This window comes from Enterococcus sp. E5-37 (genome assembly GCF_035726925.1).
Classification (GTDB): Bacteria; Bacillota; Bacilli; order Lactobacillales; family Enterococcaceae; genus Enterococcus_B; species Enterococcus_B faecium.
Window position 1 is genome coordinate 1 of record NZ_JAPMLG010000018.1, and the last position, 14,545, is coordinate 14,545.

Genomic DNA, 14,545 nt, shown 5'->3' on the forward strand with positions numbered 1-14,545 from the left:
TCATCTCATCCGTTGCGTCCAAAAGAAACCATATCCCTAGAAAATCACTAAATTACCAAACACCATTAGAAGTTTTTTTGAGTTACGTAAATGGAAAGTTTTGTCTCGCTTAATTTGACAAATAATAACAAATAAAAAATACTATCGAAAACACTAACCCAACTAAATAATTGGATAAAAAAAGGGGATCAGAATCTGAATCATCCCAAATCTTGATCATGAAATAGATAAATGGGAGGAATGAGACGACCAATAAACAATCTTTTTTACGCCATATTTTCAAACAACTTAGAACAATAATTTTATATGCACAAGTAACCCAGAATAAGATTTTACTAATAAATAACAAAGTTATATCCTCTTTATTTTTTCTCTTTCCCAATATATTTATTTTATCACTATTTATTTATTATGAGAAAGAAATGAGACTAAGGGGAGAAGTCACAACAAAGTTTCTGAAGAAGAAATATAAAATGGCAAATCGGCGTGTTGTTAATGCGAGTGAGGCTATTCGTAAGTTTGGATTTCTATATTAGATAATGATCGTCAATGGGAGGGAACGGAATAAAAATAAAAGACGGATTTTACGATAGTAGTCATGGTATTGATGGTTAAATACTAGATATGCCGATAAAGTACCCTAATTAATTCGGATTGAAAGAATGATGAAATGCGATAGACAGCAACGGTTGAAAAATAGTAAGAACAATTAGGAAGAGTTGAAATTCACATCCTTGTTTTTACTATTTCCGTTGCTGTCTATCAATTTATAAACATCAAAGTTATGTTTACTTAAAATATATCAATTGCTTATTGTCAAAGATAAATATAATACGCATCAGCTTCCGAAGTAACAGAATTTACCTTATGGAGTCCTTCTAATTTGATGTGGAGTTCATTGGCAACTTCTTCAATATATTTGTTAAATATCCTATTTTCTAATTTTAAATAATTAGCAATCTCTATAGAAATAACTTTTTTACGTTCTTTTCCTATAAACTGAATATTAAAATTCCTTATAACGTTGTTTCTATCACTTTCATTAGGAAAGCTACTTCTCATTGATACATATTTTTTTATAGATGCAAGAGTGCTTTTTATCATTTGAAATTCATCCATAACTTCACCTTCTCTAATTATTTTAATTTTAATTTAATTATACATGATACTTTTGTTTTTAGCCATTTTTTTGCTGAAGAGAAGATTGAGGTCATTATGCAGGAGAAGAATGAAGAGGCAGCTAATTAGTCAAATGAAAAATTTGATAAAACAAATCAAACACAGATTACAATAAATGGTCGTTTTTGCAGTTTGATCGTGTAAGATTTGTAAAATAATAAAGCTAAGATAAGCACAGCGGTTTCTAGTAAGGCGTATTATGAATTGATCCACAACAAGATAAATCAGAATTTTATTTAAATGAGTAAAAAAAGAGAAAATAAGGCACTTAAAGTCTAGCGACTACCGTTAGGGGAAAAGATAAAAAGATTCTTTTCATATTTTTTAGTTACATAGACATTCAGAAAAAAAGACAATCAACTAGTGATTGTCTTTTAGAAAATTTCCAATTATTTTTGTGATATTACTAGAAAATGAGACAAGAGCAAGACCTAAAATATTTATGAAAAAATTGAAATCTAAAAAAATAGCATTAAGTATAACAAGAATCATTCCGGTGTATAAAAATATATTAGCATTAAGTTTGTTGATAAGCGTCATTTTTCTTCCTCCTATCACTTTTAGATAAGAGTATCTCTTATTTATTTTATAGTCAATACCTTAATAATAAGTCGACAGAAACAAGAATTAAGGAGAAACAGTTGGATGTCAAGTGATAGTACTAGTATAAAGACAAAAACAACAAGTGAGAAAATTTATAGTTATAAAAGCAGAAAAATTAATAATTCTTATAAAGATATCGCAAAACAACGATAAAAAGAATAAGAGATAAAAACAACCCTACTACGTAAAAATTTAATGCTGAAAGCGATTGATAAAATGTATGTTTTATTATTTTTATTATAAAAAACGCAGATGGTAAAAAAGAAAGCACTAATATAATCGCTTTTCTAGAACGTTTAGTGAAGTAAAAGAAAGAGATGACACCAATACAGACTGGAATCCAAAATAAAAGCATACTAAATGTGACCACAGCATCATCTCCCATATAGTCTTATATCAATTAGGATAATAGCATTTTATCAACTAATAGCCAACTAATAACCAAATAATAAGAAGAATAGTTTCGAATGAATCACAGATACCTCAAATTAACAAAATTAAGAAAACACGAACTAACTGCAGCGAAAGCAAAATTAAAAAAAGAATACGGAGCTTCTGCAGAAGAAACATATAAAGTTGCGAAAAATTGTATTGCTAATATAATCACACTGCAAACATTTTGTTTAAAAACGGAAATAGTTAACGAAGAACAAAAAGAAACTAGATATTACTCGATAAATTGATAGAGAGATCATTCATTGAAGGTCTTTCTCGTTGGTTAATCAATTATTGTGATTTTCTGAAATTTCACATCTTTTTTATTTATATTTAAACCGTATATCGAGTGATTATCCTTGTGTTAGCATTACATCCGTGTTATAGTAAATAAGTAATCTAATTTGAAACGTAATCTGAGCGATATATTCACACTATAAAAACTCCTTTTACCAAGTAATATTAATTGCAATAAAACACGTATTATATACGTATCAGGAGGAAATATATATGAATAACGGTACAGTAAAATGGTTTAACTCAGATAAAGGTTTTGGTTTCATCACTGGTGAAGATGGAAATGACGTATTCGCTCATTTCTCAGCAATCCAAGGAGAAGGCTTTAAGTCTTTAGATGAAGGCCAAGCAGTTACTTATGATATTGAAGAAGGACAACGTGGTCCTCAAGCAGTAAATATCGTAAAATAATGTTGAACGTTAACCGCCTCATATGAGGTGGTTTTTTTGTTTATGTCGGTAGAAAAAATTCCTCACCGTAATATTAGGTGAGGGATTTTTTTCGTTCATTAATTAATTTTAACATTATTTTTTGCTTCAGTTTGGCTATTTTCTGACAGCCAGTTTTTACCTGCTTTATTTGAAATTGTCGAATCGTAAAGAAGCTACTTTTTTGAGCAAAGGAATTTACATATTTTATTAAAAATGGTTTAATGGTTTAAACTAATAAACGAAATAGGTGGATCACAATGAATGGACACGATCGCTTAAAAACAGAACTAGAATCATTAAGTGATTTTTTAGCAGCTTTAGGTGACAGAAAAAGACAATTGATTTTGATTAGATTATTAAATGAAAAAAGCTGTCATGGTTTGCAAGTAGGAGAACTAACTGACGATACAGGTTTATCAAGACCAGCAGTATCGCACCACTTGAAAATTTTAAAAGACGCCGATTTATTAGAGGTCAGAGAAGAAGGAACTAAAAATTTTTACTATTTAAAACACGAAAATAAAAATATATATAAACTAAGAGATTTTTTGTCTGACGTAATAGATGAAATAGAGGAGCTAAAAAACAGTGAAGAAAATTCTGATAGTTGAAACAAATGTCAATCAATACAAAGGAACAAATAAAGCTACTGGGCTTTGGCTAGGAGAAACAGTAGAATTTTTAGCAGAAATCTATAAATATCAATTTGAAGCTGATTTTGTCAGTCCGTTAGGTGGTTATGTACCGATTGACCCTCGAAGTATGAGAAATCTAGATTCTGATGTAATAGACCTTTATTCTAATAAAGCTTTTATTGAAAAAGGTTTGAGGAATACGTTGTCTCCTGCAAACGTAAAGAGCAAAGATTATACTGCTATTTACTTTACTGGTGGGGTGGGCATGGTGTCATGTGGGATTTTCCCGAGAATAGTGCATTACAAAAAATAGCTAGTGATATTTATGAATCAAATGGATATGTGTTATTTGTGTGCCATGGTATAGCAGGTTTATTTAATATCAGACTTGCTAATAATGACTATTTAATAGCAAATAAAAAATTGACTGGTTTTACTAAAGCGGAGGAATTATTGGCGATGAAAAGCAAAGTAGTTCCTTTTGATAATGAAGAGATGACTGTAAGGAGAAAAGGATATTTTATCAAGAAGCGTTTCTTTAAGAGTCATGTGGTAAAGGATGGACATCTGATTACTGGACAAAATCCGTATTCAACAAGAGAACTAGCACGAACATTCATTAAGGAGGTTATCTAAATGCAAACAGTTATTGGCAGTAATGGCCAAATTGGATACGAGTTAGCAAAAGAACTTAATCAAACTTACGGGAAACAGCTTCGCTTAGTTAGTCGAAATCCGAAATCAATCGACGATACAGACGAACTAATCTCAGCGGATATTTTTAGATCGTGAGGCAACTATTCGCGCTGTAGCAGGAAGTGAGATTGTTTATTTTGCTGCAGGATTACCGATGGACTCCGAACAGTGGAAAACAAAATTTGAAATCATGTTAGAAAACGTCATACAGGCTTGTAAAGAAACAAAGGCGAAATTAGTTTTTTTCGATAATACTTATATGTACGAAAAAATGACACGGAACAATTTGAGGATAGCAAATTTATTTATGATGGTATCAAATCCACTGTTCGAGCTAAAATGGCAGACCGGCTAGTGACTGAAATGGAGAATCCTGACATAGATGTGATGATTTGTCGCGCTCCTGAATTTTATGGACCTAATAAGACGCAAAGTATTACAAACAGTTTATTGTTTAACCGAGTGAAAAATGATAAGACTGCTTTGTTACCAATTTCTGATCAAACATTAAGGACATTAATATGGACACCTGATGCTAGTAAAGCCATGGCGCTTTTAGCAAATCAGCCTGACACTTATAACCAAACCTGGCATCTACCTTGTGATGTAAGTCGAACATATGAAGAGATGATAAAGTTGATGGAAGAAAAATTGCACAAACCGGTAAAATATAAAGTGATCAAACAATGGATGTTTGATCTTGGCTCTATATTCAATAAAAATATGCAAGAGCTAAAAGAGTTATTACCTAGATATCATTATGACAACAAGTTTAATTCTGATAAATTTAAAAAGAAATTTCCAGATTTTGAAATAACAACATTCTCAAATGCATTAGACGATTTATTCAAGTTAGAAAAGTAATATTACTCGAGAAAAAAACGATAGTTGACTTTCCATATTTAATGGATGTCAACTATCGCTTTTTCGTTTTATCTCATGGCTAGAATAACAATTGCCAAGTAAAGCCAAACTTGTCAGTCACCCAGCAAACTTCCGTATACTTCTCATAGTTTTTTTCATGCATCATTACAGTTCCGCTATCTTTTAATGTATTAAACGCCTGATCGAATTCTGCCTGATCATCTACTTCAATCAAAATGGTAGATGCCCAGGTGGAGGCAGGTGCAGGGAAATCTTTTGACATATCCAAAAATCCAATTACTTGATTGCCTAATTTAAGTTCGCCTTCAAGGATAAGATCCGGTTCCTCTTTACTGGTATCTCCATACCGATTCAACTTAGTGATTTCGGAGTTAGGAAAAGCTTTGTGATACCAATTGATTGCTTCTTCTGCTTGACCATTATACGTCAAAAACGGCAATATTTGCTTCATCTTTTTCCCTCCAGATTCCTTTTTGTGAGATCGATTGCAAAGCGATTGTAACATGGAATGGGTAAAAAAGACTAAGGAAAGGAACTAAATCGAAATGGTGAATTCTCCTGCATAAGTTTCATGGGATTCTTTAAGTGTTTATGACAAGTTTTTCTTTCATTAATAATCAGTCTAGTATTTATATAAAAACGCGGATAGCAAATATAATAGGGCAATATGTGCCGGATAAAAGATATAGAAGAAATATTTCATTCCTTTTCCTTTTTGTCCGTTATATAACAATATCGGGATGACTGAAAAGATCATTATCCACTGGGTCGTACCCAAGAAGAAGTATATGCCGGCAACGATTGAGATAATAATACATTGAATGCTACGGTGATTTCTTGCTAAATAAAGTAAAGGAATCAAAAGAACCATAAAATTATTTTCTGCTAAAAGCAGTGCAGGTAAAAATGACGTAATCAGCATAAAAACAATTTTATTTTGAACGATTACTGGACTGGAAAATAACAAGGGAATAAATAGTGAGAGTAAGATTGGTAAAATGAACAAGAAAATACTTGTAAGAATCTTTTTCCAACTTCCAGTATTTTTTCCATCAGTGAAAAGATCAATTGCATACATCATGACCGTACCAATAAACAAATCTCTAAAAATATTATTTATCAATACCACTTCATCATAATGAACGATATTACCAAGAAAATAAGTGAAGAAAGCCATAAGAACCATTGAGAAATAAAGTCGCTGCATATATTTCTTTTTATCATGTGTATGTGAGAAGCCTGCAACGCTTATAAAAAAGAACAAAGTAGCAACTGGCCTACCAAACCAATCCAGCCAATCGGGAGCACCAAACGGATAAAACATTTGATGAATGTGATCGATAAACATCAACGTAATCCCTAAAATTTTTAGATCAAAGGTAGAAAATCCTTTTTTCAAGCTAACAGTATTCAAATTTTTCCCTCCTAATTAAATAAATGAAACAAGTGACAGTTGTATTATTAATAAAGTTGAGCAAGAATCACAATCGAAAAAGCTACCACTTTTGTCATATGATTTTCTATAATAATTAACGAGATGGAGAAATCATCTTTGAAATATTAATGAATGGGAGATAAAATAGAGCGTAACTATAATTAAATTATGTAAACCTAAAAACTGCAAGTAATTTCTATGCCAATGTATCACGAAACTAGAAGTACTCCAATTTGTCTAAACGTTTATCTATAATAAAAAAGTGCGAAATGCCGCACTCTTTATTTAGTTTTTATGCAAAAAATCAAGTTATAAGATAAAGTAGGTGAGATTTTGTTACTATGAATAACATAATAAGAAAGTAAAGTGGATTGATTTGAGATCTTTTTATACTTCAAAAAAGATAACACCCAACTTTCAAAAATATGTTTTGGAAGTTGGGACAAACGAGTTAATACATTTTAATACATTATTTTTTATTCAAAAAAAATAGCACAATGGCAAAGATCATAAGAGAGATCATAATCCCCAATGAATGACTAAAAAGAAAAGCAGAATCACATGCCATATCATGCCATATTTCTTCAAGAAAATAAATAAGCGGGAAAAAGGGAAGGAATAGTAGAACATCGATCCAGCACCATTTTTTTCTTCTTTTGAAATAACATAAAACAATAAACATGAACGTGCAGGGAAGTAAAAACAAAGCTTTACTCATAACTAACAAAATACCAGCTCCTTTTATTTTTTTCTCCCCCACATTCAAAGAGTCACAATGGTATGTACTTAATAATAGAAAAATGGATCAACTTGTATGAATATCAGCTGAAAAGATCTGCACCAAATAAAAAACTTCCAGCCAAAACTGACTGGAAGTTTATTTTTTTCTGAAATATTCTAACACAAATATGAAAAAGATGGCTGAAGCTAATAAGCCGATTTCGTAGCAAAACAATGAGATACCAGAGTCGTAATAATAAAATCCTCTAATCTTATGGATAAAATAGATCATCGGACAAGCAGATAAGAGTAAATATTTATTAGGCCTTTTGAATAAGTAAAAGAAAGCACTGGTCATTATGATAAATGGTATCCAAAACAAAAGTTTACTTAAGACAATCAAATGATCAACTCTCATATTTTTTACCAAGAGAGATCATAACATCTTTATCGTAAAAACAAAATATTTTTTTGCTCATTTTGAAAATTTAAACATACTCGTTCTTATCCAAATATATAAAAATCGCCCCTCATCCATCGAGAGGCGATAAGTTCTAATTTAACTCAATTTTTTTTGTTTCTTTTGGCTGATGAGCTGTTTTAGGTAATACTAATTTCAGCACACCGTTTTTAAAGGTTCCAGTGATTTTTTCTTCATCAACATTAGGAAGATAGAATGAACGTTTGTAAGAGACCGAATGTCTTTCTTTCCGTACATAGTTGCCATCTTCTTTATCTTCTGTATGGGACTCATGATTGGCGGAGATCGTCAAAGTATTATCTGAATATTCAACTGTCGTGTCTTCTTTGTCACAGCCAGGCATATCAGCAGTTAGTTTGTATTCTTTTTCATTTTCGACTAAATCCACTTTTGGATAACTTGAAACACCTAAAAAATCATTGAATGCTGGACTAAACACGTCATTGAAATCAGGGAACATGTCGCGAATGCTAGGTACATTTGCCATTTTTAATCATCCTTTCAATAAGTATTTTTTATTTATCCCTATTTATGTAATAACTCTATTTTGAAAAAAATGCAAGTATAATGGTTAGCTTTGTGAATATTTCATCTAATACGATACAAAGGCTATCTTTCTAATTTGAAAAAGGGATCATTAAAATAATAAGAAGAAAATATGTCAAAAGGTAAAAAAAGTAAATTCTTCTATCCAAATATAGAAAAATTGAATCTAGAAAACCGTCCGACAATAAATTTCATTAACTCAGTTGACCGAAAATGAAGTAGATACCAAAAATTTATCAAGAGAGCAAGTAGAGAAGTGAGTATATTCATAAGAGAAAAGCTGTAACGAATTATTAGGTTAATGCAAATGCTTATTTATACTCCGTATAACTTTCTCAGAAAAAATGATACCGATAATGACTTGCTAGTACTGTAAATCCGTATAATATCATCTAATCAAAATGGTGTTCCATTTGCATCTGTCATCGTAATCGATCCTTCGGGTGACACTCGATAAAAACCAACGCTTCCAGATCCCCCTTGGGAACGGATTTGTTTGCTGGAAGCTGTGAACAAATAATCTCGATCAATTTTTTGATAAAAGCTAATAACAATATCGTCACTTTGTAATTCGGAACGGTGGGCAATAAGAAATAGAAGTGCTTTGTCAGAGTTTTCTAATGGAAGAGAAGGTACAGTGTTTTCTTGCATTTCAGATGTTGAAGAAATGCTAGACGACTGAATACTTGATTGGCTATGTTGCGAATCTACATTACCAGTAGAAGTATTAGTAATGGAAGTAGTAGAAGTACTTTTAGTTGAACCAACCTCAGTTGTTGAAATGGCTGCTGAAGATTCTTTAACAGAATTCTTTGTTTTATATCCACAGGCAGAAAAAAGTATTACAGTTCCCAACAAGCCTGCGTAAATCCCTTTATGCATGATAGCTCCTCCTAAAATAGATTATCTTTATTCAGTATATCACTTAAACAAAGAGAAGCAGATGGTTTAAAATGAAAAAACCTTCCCAATAAAGGGAAGGTTTATGAAGATAATAACTTTTTTAATAATTATAGCTTTCTAATATCTTTCATCAACTTTTCTAGTAATCATTGGGAAAAATTTCAAGCAGTAGATCGCACAAATACCTACGACGATATAAATGATCTTCGCAAAAATAGTTGTTGAACCACCAGCAATCATAGCTACTAAATCAAGTTCGAACAAGCCTACCAACAGCCAGTTCAACCCTCCCACAATCAATAAAGTTAATGCAATAGCATCTAAAGTTTTCATTAGAATTCTCCTTCCTTAAATGATAAAACAATTATATATCAAAAAGAGAAACATTGCTTATATAACGCTCAGGAATTTTAGTAATCTATGCAAAAAGATGAAAATTTTTTTTGCTCTTCCATTAGTACACATTTTTTAGCTGAAGCTGTAAATTTCATGTCTTAATTTTTTTTAGTGAGCTTTTATACTGGATTTGTAAGAAAAAAGAAGGAGAGGATCACATATGCCGGATTGGTTGGATATTGCAGGAAAAGTAGTAATTGTAACTGGAGGTTCCTCAGGAATTGGAAGAAGTATCGTCGAAAATTTGTTGAAGCAGAATGCACAAGTAGCGAATTTTGATGTAACTGAATGCCGTATACAGCATGAAAACCTACTATCTTTAAAAGTCGATGTGTCTTCTAAAACGGACATAGAAGAAGGGATATATAAAGTAATGAAACATTTCAAGACGATCGATGGTCTAGTCAATAATGCAGGAATAAATATTCCTTCTCTTCTAATAGATAGAAATCATCCAAAAAGCAAGTATGAATTATCAGAACAAGTTTTTGATAAGATGATCGCTGTCAATCAAAAAAGTGTATATTTGATGAGCCAAGCAGTTGGAAGAATCTTGGTGCAAAAGGGATCAGGAGTGATCGTGAATCTTTCTTCTGAATCAGGATTGGAAGGATCAGAAGGACAGAGCTGTTATGCTGCTACAAAAGCAGCGATGAACAGTTTTACTCGTTCTTGGGCAAAAGAGTTAGGAAAGAGGAATGTTCGTGTGGTAGGTGTTGCACCAGGGATACTGGAAGAAACCGGTTTGAGAACACAAGAATATGAAGAAGCTCTTTCTTATACGAGAGGTATAAGCGTCGAACAGCTGAGAAACGGTTACAGTCGAACAAGTACGATCCCTCTAGGAAGGAGTGGTAAGCTGCAAGAAGTGGCGGATCTAGTCTGCTATTATCTTTCAGAAAGATCAAGTTATATCACTGGAGTCACGACTAATATTTCAGGAGGTAAAACAAGAGGATAAAGGATAGGGGGGACGCACGTGACGCTAGTAAACAGATGGTACCAATTATTGAAATTACTAGTCACTCACAAGAAAGTTTCAATCCAGGAAGTGCAAAAAGAAATCAAAACCAGTAATCAAACCATAAAAAAAGATATTGGGGAGTTGAATGAAGAAATTGCCGGTATTGCAAAAATCATCCAAAAAAACAAACATTTTGAACTTGAAATTTATGATTTTGATTTTTTTGATGAGATCATGCAAGGAAAATTGAAAACAGCCAGTGATTTCAATTCGGCATCCAAAAGAATCGCTTATTTACTAAATAGGCTGATCGAAACAGAGGATTTCTTACGTATGGATGATTTGTCTGAAGAAGTCGGTGTCAGCAGAGGAACAGTGGTCAAGGATCTAAAGACATTAAAAGAGATGATCAATGATTTTGATGTAAAGATTACAGGCACACCAAATAAAGGACTAAGAATAATAGGAGATGAGCTAGAATTACGACTACTTTTGTTTTATTTTGTTTCTCCCTACTTTTCAGAGACGAAAACAGAACAGGTTCTAGAAGAAAAACAAGCAATCAAACATTTTCAGAAGAAGACGAATGCTAGTAAACAAGAAATCACCCTTTTGACGAAAGTTATCGGTATTTCTTTGAATAGAATCTCTAGTAACTATCTGTTGAAGAAGCCCATCAATCGTTACAGTGGGTGTTTTGAATATATCCAAGAATTCAATGAACTGATCAATCGGTTGGAAGAAATCTATGAACTAACTTTGAGCCAATATGAAAAAGATTTTGTCAGTTTTCCTTTGAACATCATCAACACAAGTATAACGATGATAAGAAAAGCTAACTCTGATTTGCGCTTATATTTCGACCCCATGATGATGCGTATTCGACGATTAGATCTCATTGATCTGGATGAGTCCTTCTTATATCAAGAGATGAAACAGCACCTCTCTTTATTGATAAATCGGGTAATTTTTCGTTATCGATTGACTGATTTATTTTATGGTGAGATAGAAAAAAAGTATCCTTTTTCTTACCAAATCGCTAGCGAATGCATACAAGCATTAGAAGCTATCTTGCAACATAAGATCTCTAAAGTAGAGATCAGCTACCTAACGTTGTATTTGGAGTTAGCATTTCGATATCAAAAGAGCATTTTTCCTCTAAAAAAGTAGCCATTGTTCATACGACAGGAAAAGGAACAGCATTAATGATCCAAAGACAAATCAAAAGGATATTGGGGACGGATATACAAATAACACATGTTTCAGAAGAACAATATGAAAAAGTAGATCTAAACAAATATTTCGCTGTTTTTACAACGATTCCGTTAAAAAATGTAAATGAAGAGACACCGGTGATCCATTTGACTAATCTTTTCGATGACTCTTGGTTAAGGGCACAATGGCAAAAAGCAAAAAAAAGCGATTAGTCGGGTTTCATTCTACTGTTTTTTTCTATCAAATATGGAAAGAAAAAAAGACGTATCAAGAATATTTAAACAAATTAGTCGCTCCTTTGATCAGAGGCTATTATGTGGATGAAGAATTTGAAAAAAGGATCTTGAAAAGAGAATCTCAGCAAAGCACATTTGTTAACAAAGAATTTGCTTTTCCTCACACAACCAACCAGCTATCTCAACACATTGTTTTATCAGTAGGGCTAATAACTGATCAAGGTTTAGCAGAAACAGGAGGAAATGGAGTTATTTTTTTATTTGCCATACCTGAAGAAATGACGGCTGAAGTTGAAAATGAATTATTTGAGCTATACGATATCCTATTTGAACTCATAAAAATGGGAATAGATGAGTTTATTGAATTAGCACCGACACAGGAATCATTTTTAAAACTAATCAAAAGTAAAGGAGAGAGACTTCATGAATGATATGTATCTATTCATAGTTTTCGCAGCTTCAGCTTATGTGCTGCAAGCAGTTATCAGTTGGAAGCAACTAAAGCATTTCAATCAAACATATAGCGAACTGCGAAGAAAAGGAAAAGTAGCGATTGGTAAACGACCTGGGAAAATCCGTTCAGGCACGATTGTTATGCTAGCTATAGACGATCATGATCAAGTTTTAGAAGTCAGGAAAATGCAAGGGGTTACATCTTTGGCAAAATTTCATTCATTACCTGTCTATGCGGGTGAAGATATCCATTACATCGATCGTTACCATCCCTCAGTTCGAGCGGAAGATCGTTTGACACAAGCAGCTTTAGAAAATGCCAGAGAAGTATACTTACGAATAGAGGCAGGAAATGAAAAAAGTGAACAACCTACATTGCCTTTTATTGCTATGCTCAATAATTTTCGGATATGGAAAAGTACGATCAAAGAAAAAAGGAGTGACAAACGATGGATATCATAACAAAATTTGCTGAGAGATTTATGAGGCTGTTCCAAACAGGTGCAGAAACATTCATAAGCTGGATGACAGGAATCGTACCAGTTGTCTTGATGCTGATGGTTGCAATGAATACGCTGATTGCTTTTTTAGGTGAAGACCGAGTAACGAAAGTAGCCAAATTATCAGCGAAAAATCCGCTTACTCGTTACCTTATGTTACCGTTCTTATCTGCTTTTATGTTGGGAAATCCTATGTCATTTACAATGGCTCGTTTCCTTCCAGAATACTACAAACCAAGCTATTATGCTGCTCAAGCTCAATTTTGTCATACGAGCAATGGTGTATTCCCCCATATTAATCCTGGAGAATTGTTTGTATGGATTGGGATTGCTCAAGGGATCGAAACCTTAGGGCTAAATTCGATGGAGCTGGCTATCCGATACTTGCTTGTGGGACTGCTGATGAACTTTATTGGTGGTTGGATAACTGATTTTACTACTGGATTTGTATGCAGACAGCAAGGAATCGTTCTTAGCAAAAAAGTAGAGCTTTCAGTTGATTAGAGAAAGGAGTGTTTTAAATGTATAGTGATATCAAGATCGTAAAAGGAAACGGCGGGTATGGAGGTCCTTTGATTATTAGGCCGACAAAAGTTAAACACAAGTTCATCTATGTCACAGGTGGAGGTGAGAGGCCAATGATCGTAGATAAAATAGAAGAACTGACAGGTATGGAGTCTATCAATGGATTCAAAACATCAATACCTGATAGTGAAATCGCGCTTGCAATCGTTGACTGTGGAGGGACTCTTAGATGTGGAATTTATCCTAAAAAAGGGATACCAACCATCAATATCGTTCCCACAGGAAAAAGTGGCCCATTAGCACAATATATCACTGAAGATATTTATGTTTCAGCAGTAGGATTAGAACAAATACAGCCACTAATGGAAACTAGTGATAACAAAGAAACAGTAAATACTACATCTCCAGATAAAAAGTACAAATATGATACTTCTAAAAAGATAACCGAGCAAAAAGCAGAGCAGCAAAACTGGATAGCAAAAATTGGAATGGGCGCGGGAAAAGTAGTTGCTACATTCAATCAATCAGCAAGAGAAGCAGTAGATACGATGATCCGGACAGTGATCCCTTTTATGGCTTTCGTTTCCCTTTTGATTGGTGTGATACAAGGTTCTGGGATCGGTAATGTATTTGCTAACATTATGGCACCTTTAGCAGGAAATGCAGTTGGATTAACAATCATTGGCTTTAATTTGTTCACTGCTATTTTTATCTCCTTTGCTTGGTCAAGGGGCAGTTATTAGCCAAGTGATTGGAACATTGATCGGTGTAGAGATTGGAAAAGGAAATATTCCTCCCCAATTAGCATTACCGGCACTATTTGCTATCAATACTCAAAATGCATGTGATTTTATTCCAGTCGGTCTAGGTTTGGAAGAAGCAAAAGCTGAGACAGTAGAAGTAGGTGTACCATCAGTTCTTTATTCAAGATTTCTTAACGGCATCCCACGAGTTATCATTGCTTGGGTAGCAAGTTTTGGATTATATAGCTGAGTTTAGGAGGAACAGA

19 protein-coding genes and 4 pseudogenes are annotated in these 14,545 nt (G+C 33.1%); 13 read left to right on the forward strand and 10 right to left on the reverse strand.

Annotated elements, in window-relative coordinates:
- A pseudogene (locus OS138_RS11815) lies at positions 1-113 on the forward strand (IS30 family transposase); the annotation flags it as partial.
- A gap of 703 nt (positions 114-816) precedes the next feature.
- Here the strand turns inward: OS138_RS11815 and OS138_RS11820 are convergent.
- The 3 genes from OS138_RS11820 to OS138_RS11830 form a co-directional block, all read right to left on the reverse strand.
- Positions 817-1,119, reverse strand: a complete 303-nt coding sequence (locus OS138_RS11820; protein WP_002322940.1) for a hypothetical protein — start codon at positions 1,117-1,119, stop codon at positions 817-819.
- A gap of 420 nt (positions 1,120-1,539) precedes the next feature.
- A complete protein-coding gene (locus tag OS138_RS11825; RefSeq protein WP_002322938.1) occupies positions 1,540-1,719 on the reverse strand; it encodes a hypothetical protein in 180 nt (59 codons plus the stop codon).
- Between the two features lie 178 nt (positions 1,720-1,897).
- Positions 1,898-2,152 (reverse strand): hypothetical protein, encoded by a 255-nt coding sequence (locus OS138_RS11830; protein ID WP_002298667.1) that lies wholly within the window; start codon positions 2,150-2,152, stop codon positions 1,898-1,900.
- 97 nt (positions 2,153-2,249) lie between these two features.
- Here OS138_RS11830 and OS138_RS11835 point away from each other — a divergent pair, with 97 nt between their 5' ends.
- From OS138_RS11835 to OS138_RS11855, 5 genes and pseudogenes are all read left to right on the forward strand, one after another.
- On the forward strand, positions 2,250-2,465 hold the full coding sequence (locus OS138_RS11835; protein ID WP_002323043.1) for a hypothetical protein: 216 nt from the start codon (positions 2,250-2,252) through the stop codon (positions 2,463-2,465).
- A 262-nt stretch (positions 2,466-2,727) separates the two neighbouring features.
- Positions 2,728-2,925: a cold-shock protein gene (locus tag OS138_RS11840; RefSeq protein ID WP_002293041.1), complete on the forward strand. Its 198-nt coding sequence runs from the start codon at positions 2,728-2,730 to the stop codon at positions 2,923-2,925.
- Between the two features lie 278 nt (positions 2,926-3,203).
- The gene (locus OS138_RS11845; protein WP_002324895.1) at positions 3,204-3,557 is read left to right on the forward strand and encodes an ArsR/SmtB family transcription factor; all 354 of its coding nucleotides are present in this window, start codon (positions 3,204-3,206) and stop codon (positions 3,555-3,557) included.
- Positions 3,535-4,217 (forward strand): annotated as a pseudogene (locus tag OS138_RS11850) (type 1 glutamine amidotransferase domain-containing protein). Before OS138_RS11845 ends, OS138_RS11850 begins: the two are co-directional and overlap by 23 nt.
- Positions 4,218-5,141, forward strand: a pseudogene (locus OS138_RS11855) (NAD-dependent epimerase/dehydratase family protein).
- Positions 5,142-5,220: 79 nt separating this feature from the next.
- On the opposite strand, the gene OS138_RS11860 reads toward OS138_RS11855, so the two are convergent.
- The 7 genes from OS138_RS11860 to OS138_RS11890 all read right to left on the reverse strand — a co-directional run bounded on the left by OS138_RS11860 (position 5,221) and on the right by OS138_RS11890 (position 9,580).
- Entirely contained in the window at positions 5,221-5,613 is a 393-nt protein-coding gene (locus OS138_RS11860) for a VOC family protein (protein WP_002323082.1), read from the reverse strand.
- 171 nt (positions 5,614-5,784) lie between these two features.
- The gene (locus OS138_RS11865) at positions 5,785-6,576 is read right to left on the reverse strand and encodes a TraX family protein (RefSeq protein WP_002323081.1); all 792 of its coding nucleotides are present in this window, start codon (positions 6,574-6,576) and stop codon (positions 5,785-5,787) included.
- A 490-nt stretch (positions 6,577-7,066) separates the two neighbouring features.
- Complete coding sequence (locus OS138_RS11870) at positions 7,067-7,357, reverse strand: hypothetical protein (RefSeq protein WP_086311860.1); 291 nt, start codon at positions 7,355-7,357, stop codon at positions 7,067-7,069.
- A gap of 117 nt (positions 7,358-7,474) precedes the next feature.
- Entirely contained in the window at positions 7,475-7,735 is a 261-nt protein-coding gene (locus OS138_RS11875; protein WP_025481096.1) for a hypothetical protein, read from the reverse strand.
- Between the two features lie 136 nt (positions 7,736-7,871).
- Positions 7,872-8,285, reverse strand: coding sequence for an Hsp20/alpha crystallin family protein (locus OS138_RS11880; protein WP_002299276.1), 414 nt, complete (start codon positions 8,283-8,285; stop codon positions 7,872-7,874).
- Between the two features lie 455 nt (positions 8,286-8,740).
- Entirely contained in the window at positions 8,741-9,226 is a 486-nt protein-coding gene (locus tag OS138_RS11885; protein WP_002330164.1) for a hypothetical protein, read from the reverse strand.
- Between the two features lie 138 nt (positions 9,227-9,364).
- Positions 9,365-9,580 carry a DUF378 domain-containing protein gene (locus tag OS138_RS11890; protein ID WP_002289418.1) on the reverse strand — a complete coding sequence of 72 codons (216 nt, stop codon included), beginning with the start codon at positions 9,578-9,580 and terminating at the stop codon, positions 9,365-9,367.
- A gap of 223 nt (positions 9,581-9,803) precedes the next feature.
- Here OS138_RS11890 and OS138_RS11895 point away from each other — a divergent pair, with 223 nt between their 5' ends.
- From OS138_RS11895 to srlE, 7 genes and pseudogenes are all read left to right on the forward strand, one after another.
- Positions 9,804-10,604, forward strand: a complete 801-nt coding sequence (locus tag OS138_RS11895) for an SDR family oxidoreductase (protein ID WP_002299273.1) — start codon at positions 9,804-9,806, stop codon at positions 10,602-10,604.
- A gap of 18 nt (positions 10,605-10,622) precedes the next feature.
- Positions 10,623-11,777: a BglG family transcription antiterminator gene (locus OS138_RS11900; RefSeq protein WP_002322732.1), complete on the forward strand. Its 1,155-nt coding sequence runs from the start codon at positions 10,623-10,625 to the stop codon at positions 11,775-11,777.
- A 35-nt stretch (positions 11,778-11,812) separates the two neighbouring features.
- A complete protein-coding gene (locus OS138_RS11905) occupies positions 11,813-12,034 on the forward strand; it encodes a hypothetical protein (RefSeq protein ID WP_002319294.1) in 222 nt (73 codons plus the stop codon).
- Between the two features lie 104 nt (positions 12,035-12,138).
- Complete coding sequence (locus OS138_RS11910) at positions 12,139-12,489, forward strand: PTS sugar transporter subunit IIA (RefSeq protein ID WP_229205521.1); 351 nt, start codon at positions 12,139-12,141, stop codon at positions 12,487-12,489.
- Positions 12,482-12,973, forward strand: a complete 492-nt coding sequence (locus OS138_RS11915) for a transcriptional regulator GutM (RefSeq protein ID WP_002299268.1) — start codon at positions 12,482-12,484, stop codon at positions 12,971-12,973. The genes OS138_RS11910 and OS138_RS11915 overlap by 8 nt, the downstream gene beginning before the upstream one ends.
- On the forward strand, positions 12,961-13,515 hold the full coding sequence (srlA, locus tag OS138_RS11920) for a PTS glucitol/sorbitol transporter subunit IIC (RefSeq protein WP_325070166.1): 555 nt from the start codon (positions 12,961-12,963) through the stop codon (positions 13,513-13,515). The genes OS138_RS11915 and srlA overlap by 13 nt, the downstream gene beginning before the upstream one ends.
- A gap of 17 nt (positions 13,516-13,532) precedes the next feature.
- A pseudogene (srlE, locus tag OS138_RS11925) lies at positions 13,533-14,529 on the forward strand (PTS glucitol/sorbitol transporter subunit IIB).
- Positions 14,530-14,545: the final 16 nt, after the last annotated feature.

Excerpts from the sequence above, each read along its gene's own strand:
- OS138_RS11905 (WP_002319294.1), top strand. The coding sequence starts at position 11,813 with ATGATCCAAAGACAAATCAAAAGGATATTGGGGACGGATATACAAATA.
- OS138_RS11885 (WP_002330164.1), bottom strand. The coding sequence starts at position 9,226 with ATGCATAAAGGGATTTACGCAGGCTTGTTGGGAACTGTAATACTTTTT.
- OS138_RS11820 (WP_002322940.1), bottom strand. The coding sequence starts at position 1,119 with ATGGATGAATTTCAAATGATAAAAAGCACTCTTGCATCTATAAAAAAA.
- srlA (WP_325070166.1), top strand. The coding sequence starts at position 12,961 with ATGGATATCATAACAAAATTTGCTGAGAGATTTATGAGGCTGTTCCAA.
- OS138_RS11875 (WP_025481096.1), bottom strand. The coding sequence starts at position 7,735 with ATGAGAGTTGATCATTTGATTGTCTTAAGTAAACTTTTGTTTTGGATA.
- OS138_RS11915 (WP_002299268.1), top strand. The coding sequence starts at position 12,482 with ATGAATGATATGTATCTATTCATAGTTTTCGCAGCTTCAGCTTATGTG.
- OS138_RS11860 (WP_002323082.1), bottom strand. The coding sequence starts at position 5,613 with ATGAAGCAAATATTGCCGTTTTTGACGTATAATGGTCAAGCAGAAGAA.
- OS138_RS11895 (WP_002299273.1), top strand. The coding sequence starts at position 9,804 with ATGCCGGATTGGTTGGATATTGCAGGAAAAGTAGTAATTGTAACTGGA.
- OS138_RS11880 (WP_002299276.1), bottom strand. The coding sequence starts at position 8,285 with ATGGCAAATGTACCTAGCATTCGCGACATGTTCCCTGATTTCAATGAC.
- OS138_RS11825 (WP_002322938.1), bottom strand. The coding sequence starts at position 1,719 with ATGACGCTTATCAACAAACTTAATGCTAATATATTTTTATACACCGGA.
- OS138_RS11890 (WP_002289418.1), bottom strand. The coding sequence starts at position 9,580 with ATGAAAACTTTAGATGCTATTGCATTAACTTTATTGATTGTGGGAGGG.
- OS138_RS11835 (WP_002323043.1), top strand. The coding sequence starts at position 2,250 with ATGAATCACAGATACCTCAAATTAACAAAATTAAGAAAACACGAACTA.
- OS138_RS11840 (WP_002293041.1), top strand. The coding sequence starts at position 2,728 with ATGAATAACGGTACAGTAAAATGGTTTAACTCAGATAAAGGTTTTGGT.
- OS138_RS11845 (WP_002324895.1), top strand. The coding sequence starts at position 3,204 with ATGAATGGACACGATCGCTTAAAAACAGAACTAGAATCATTAAGTGAT.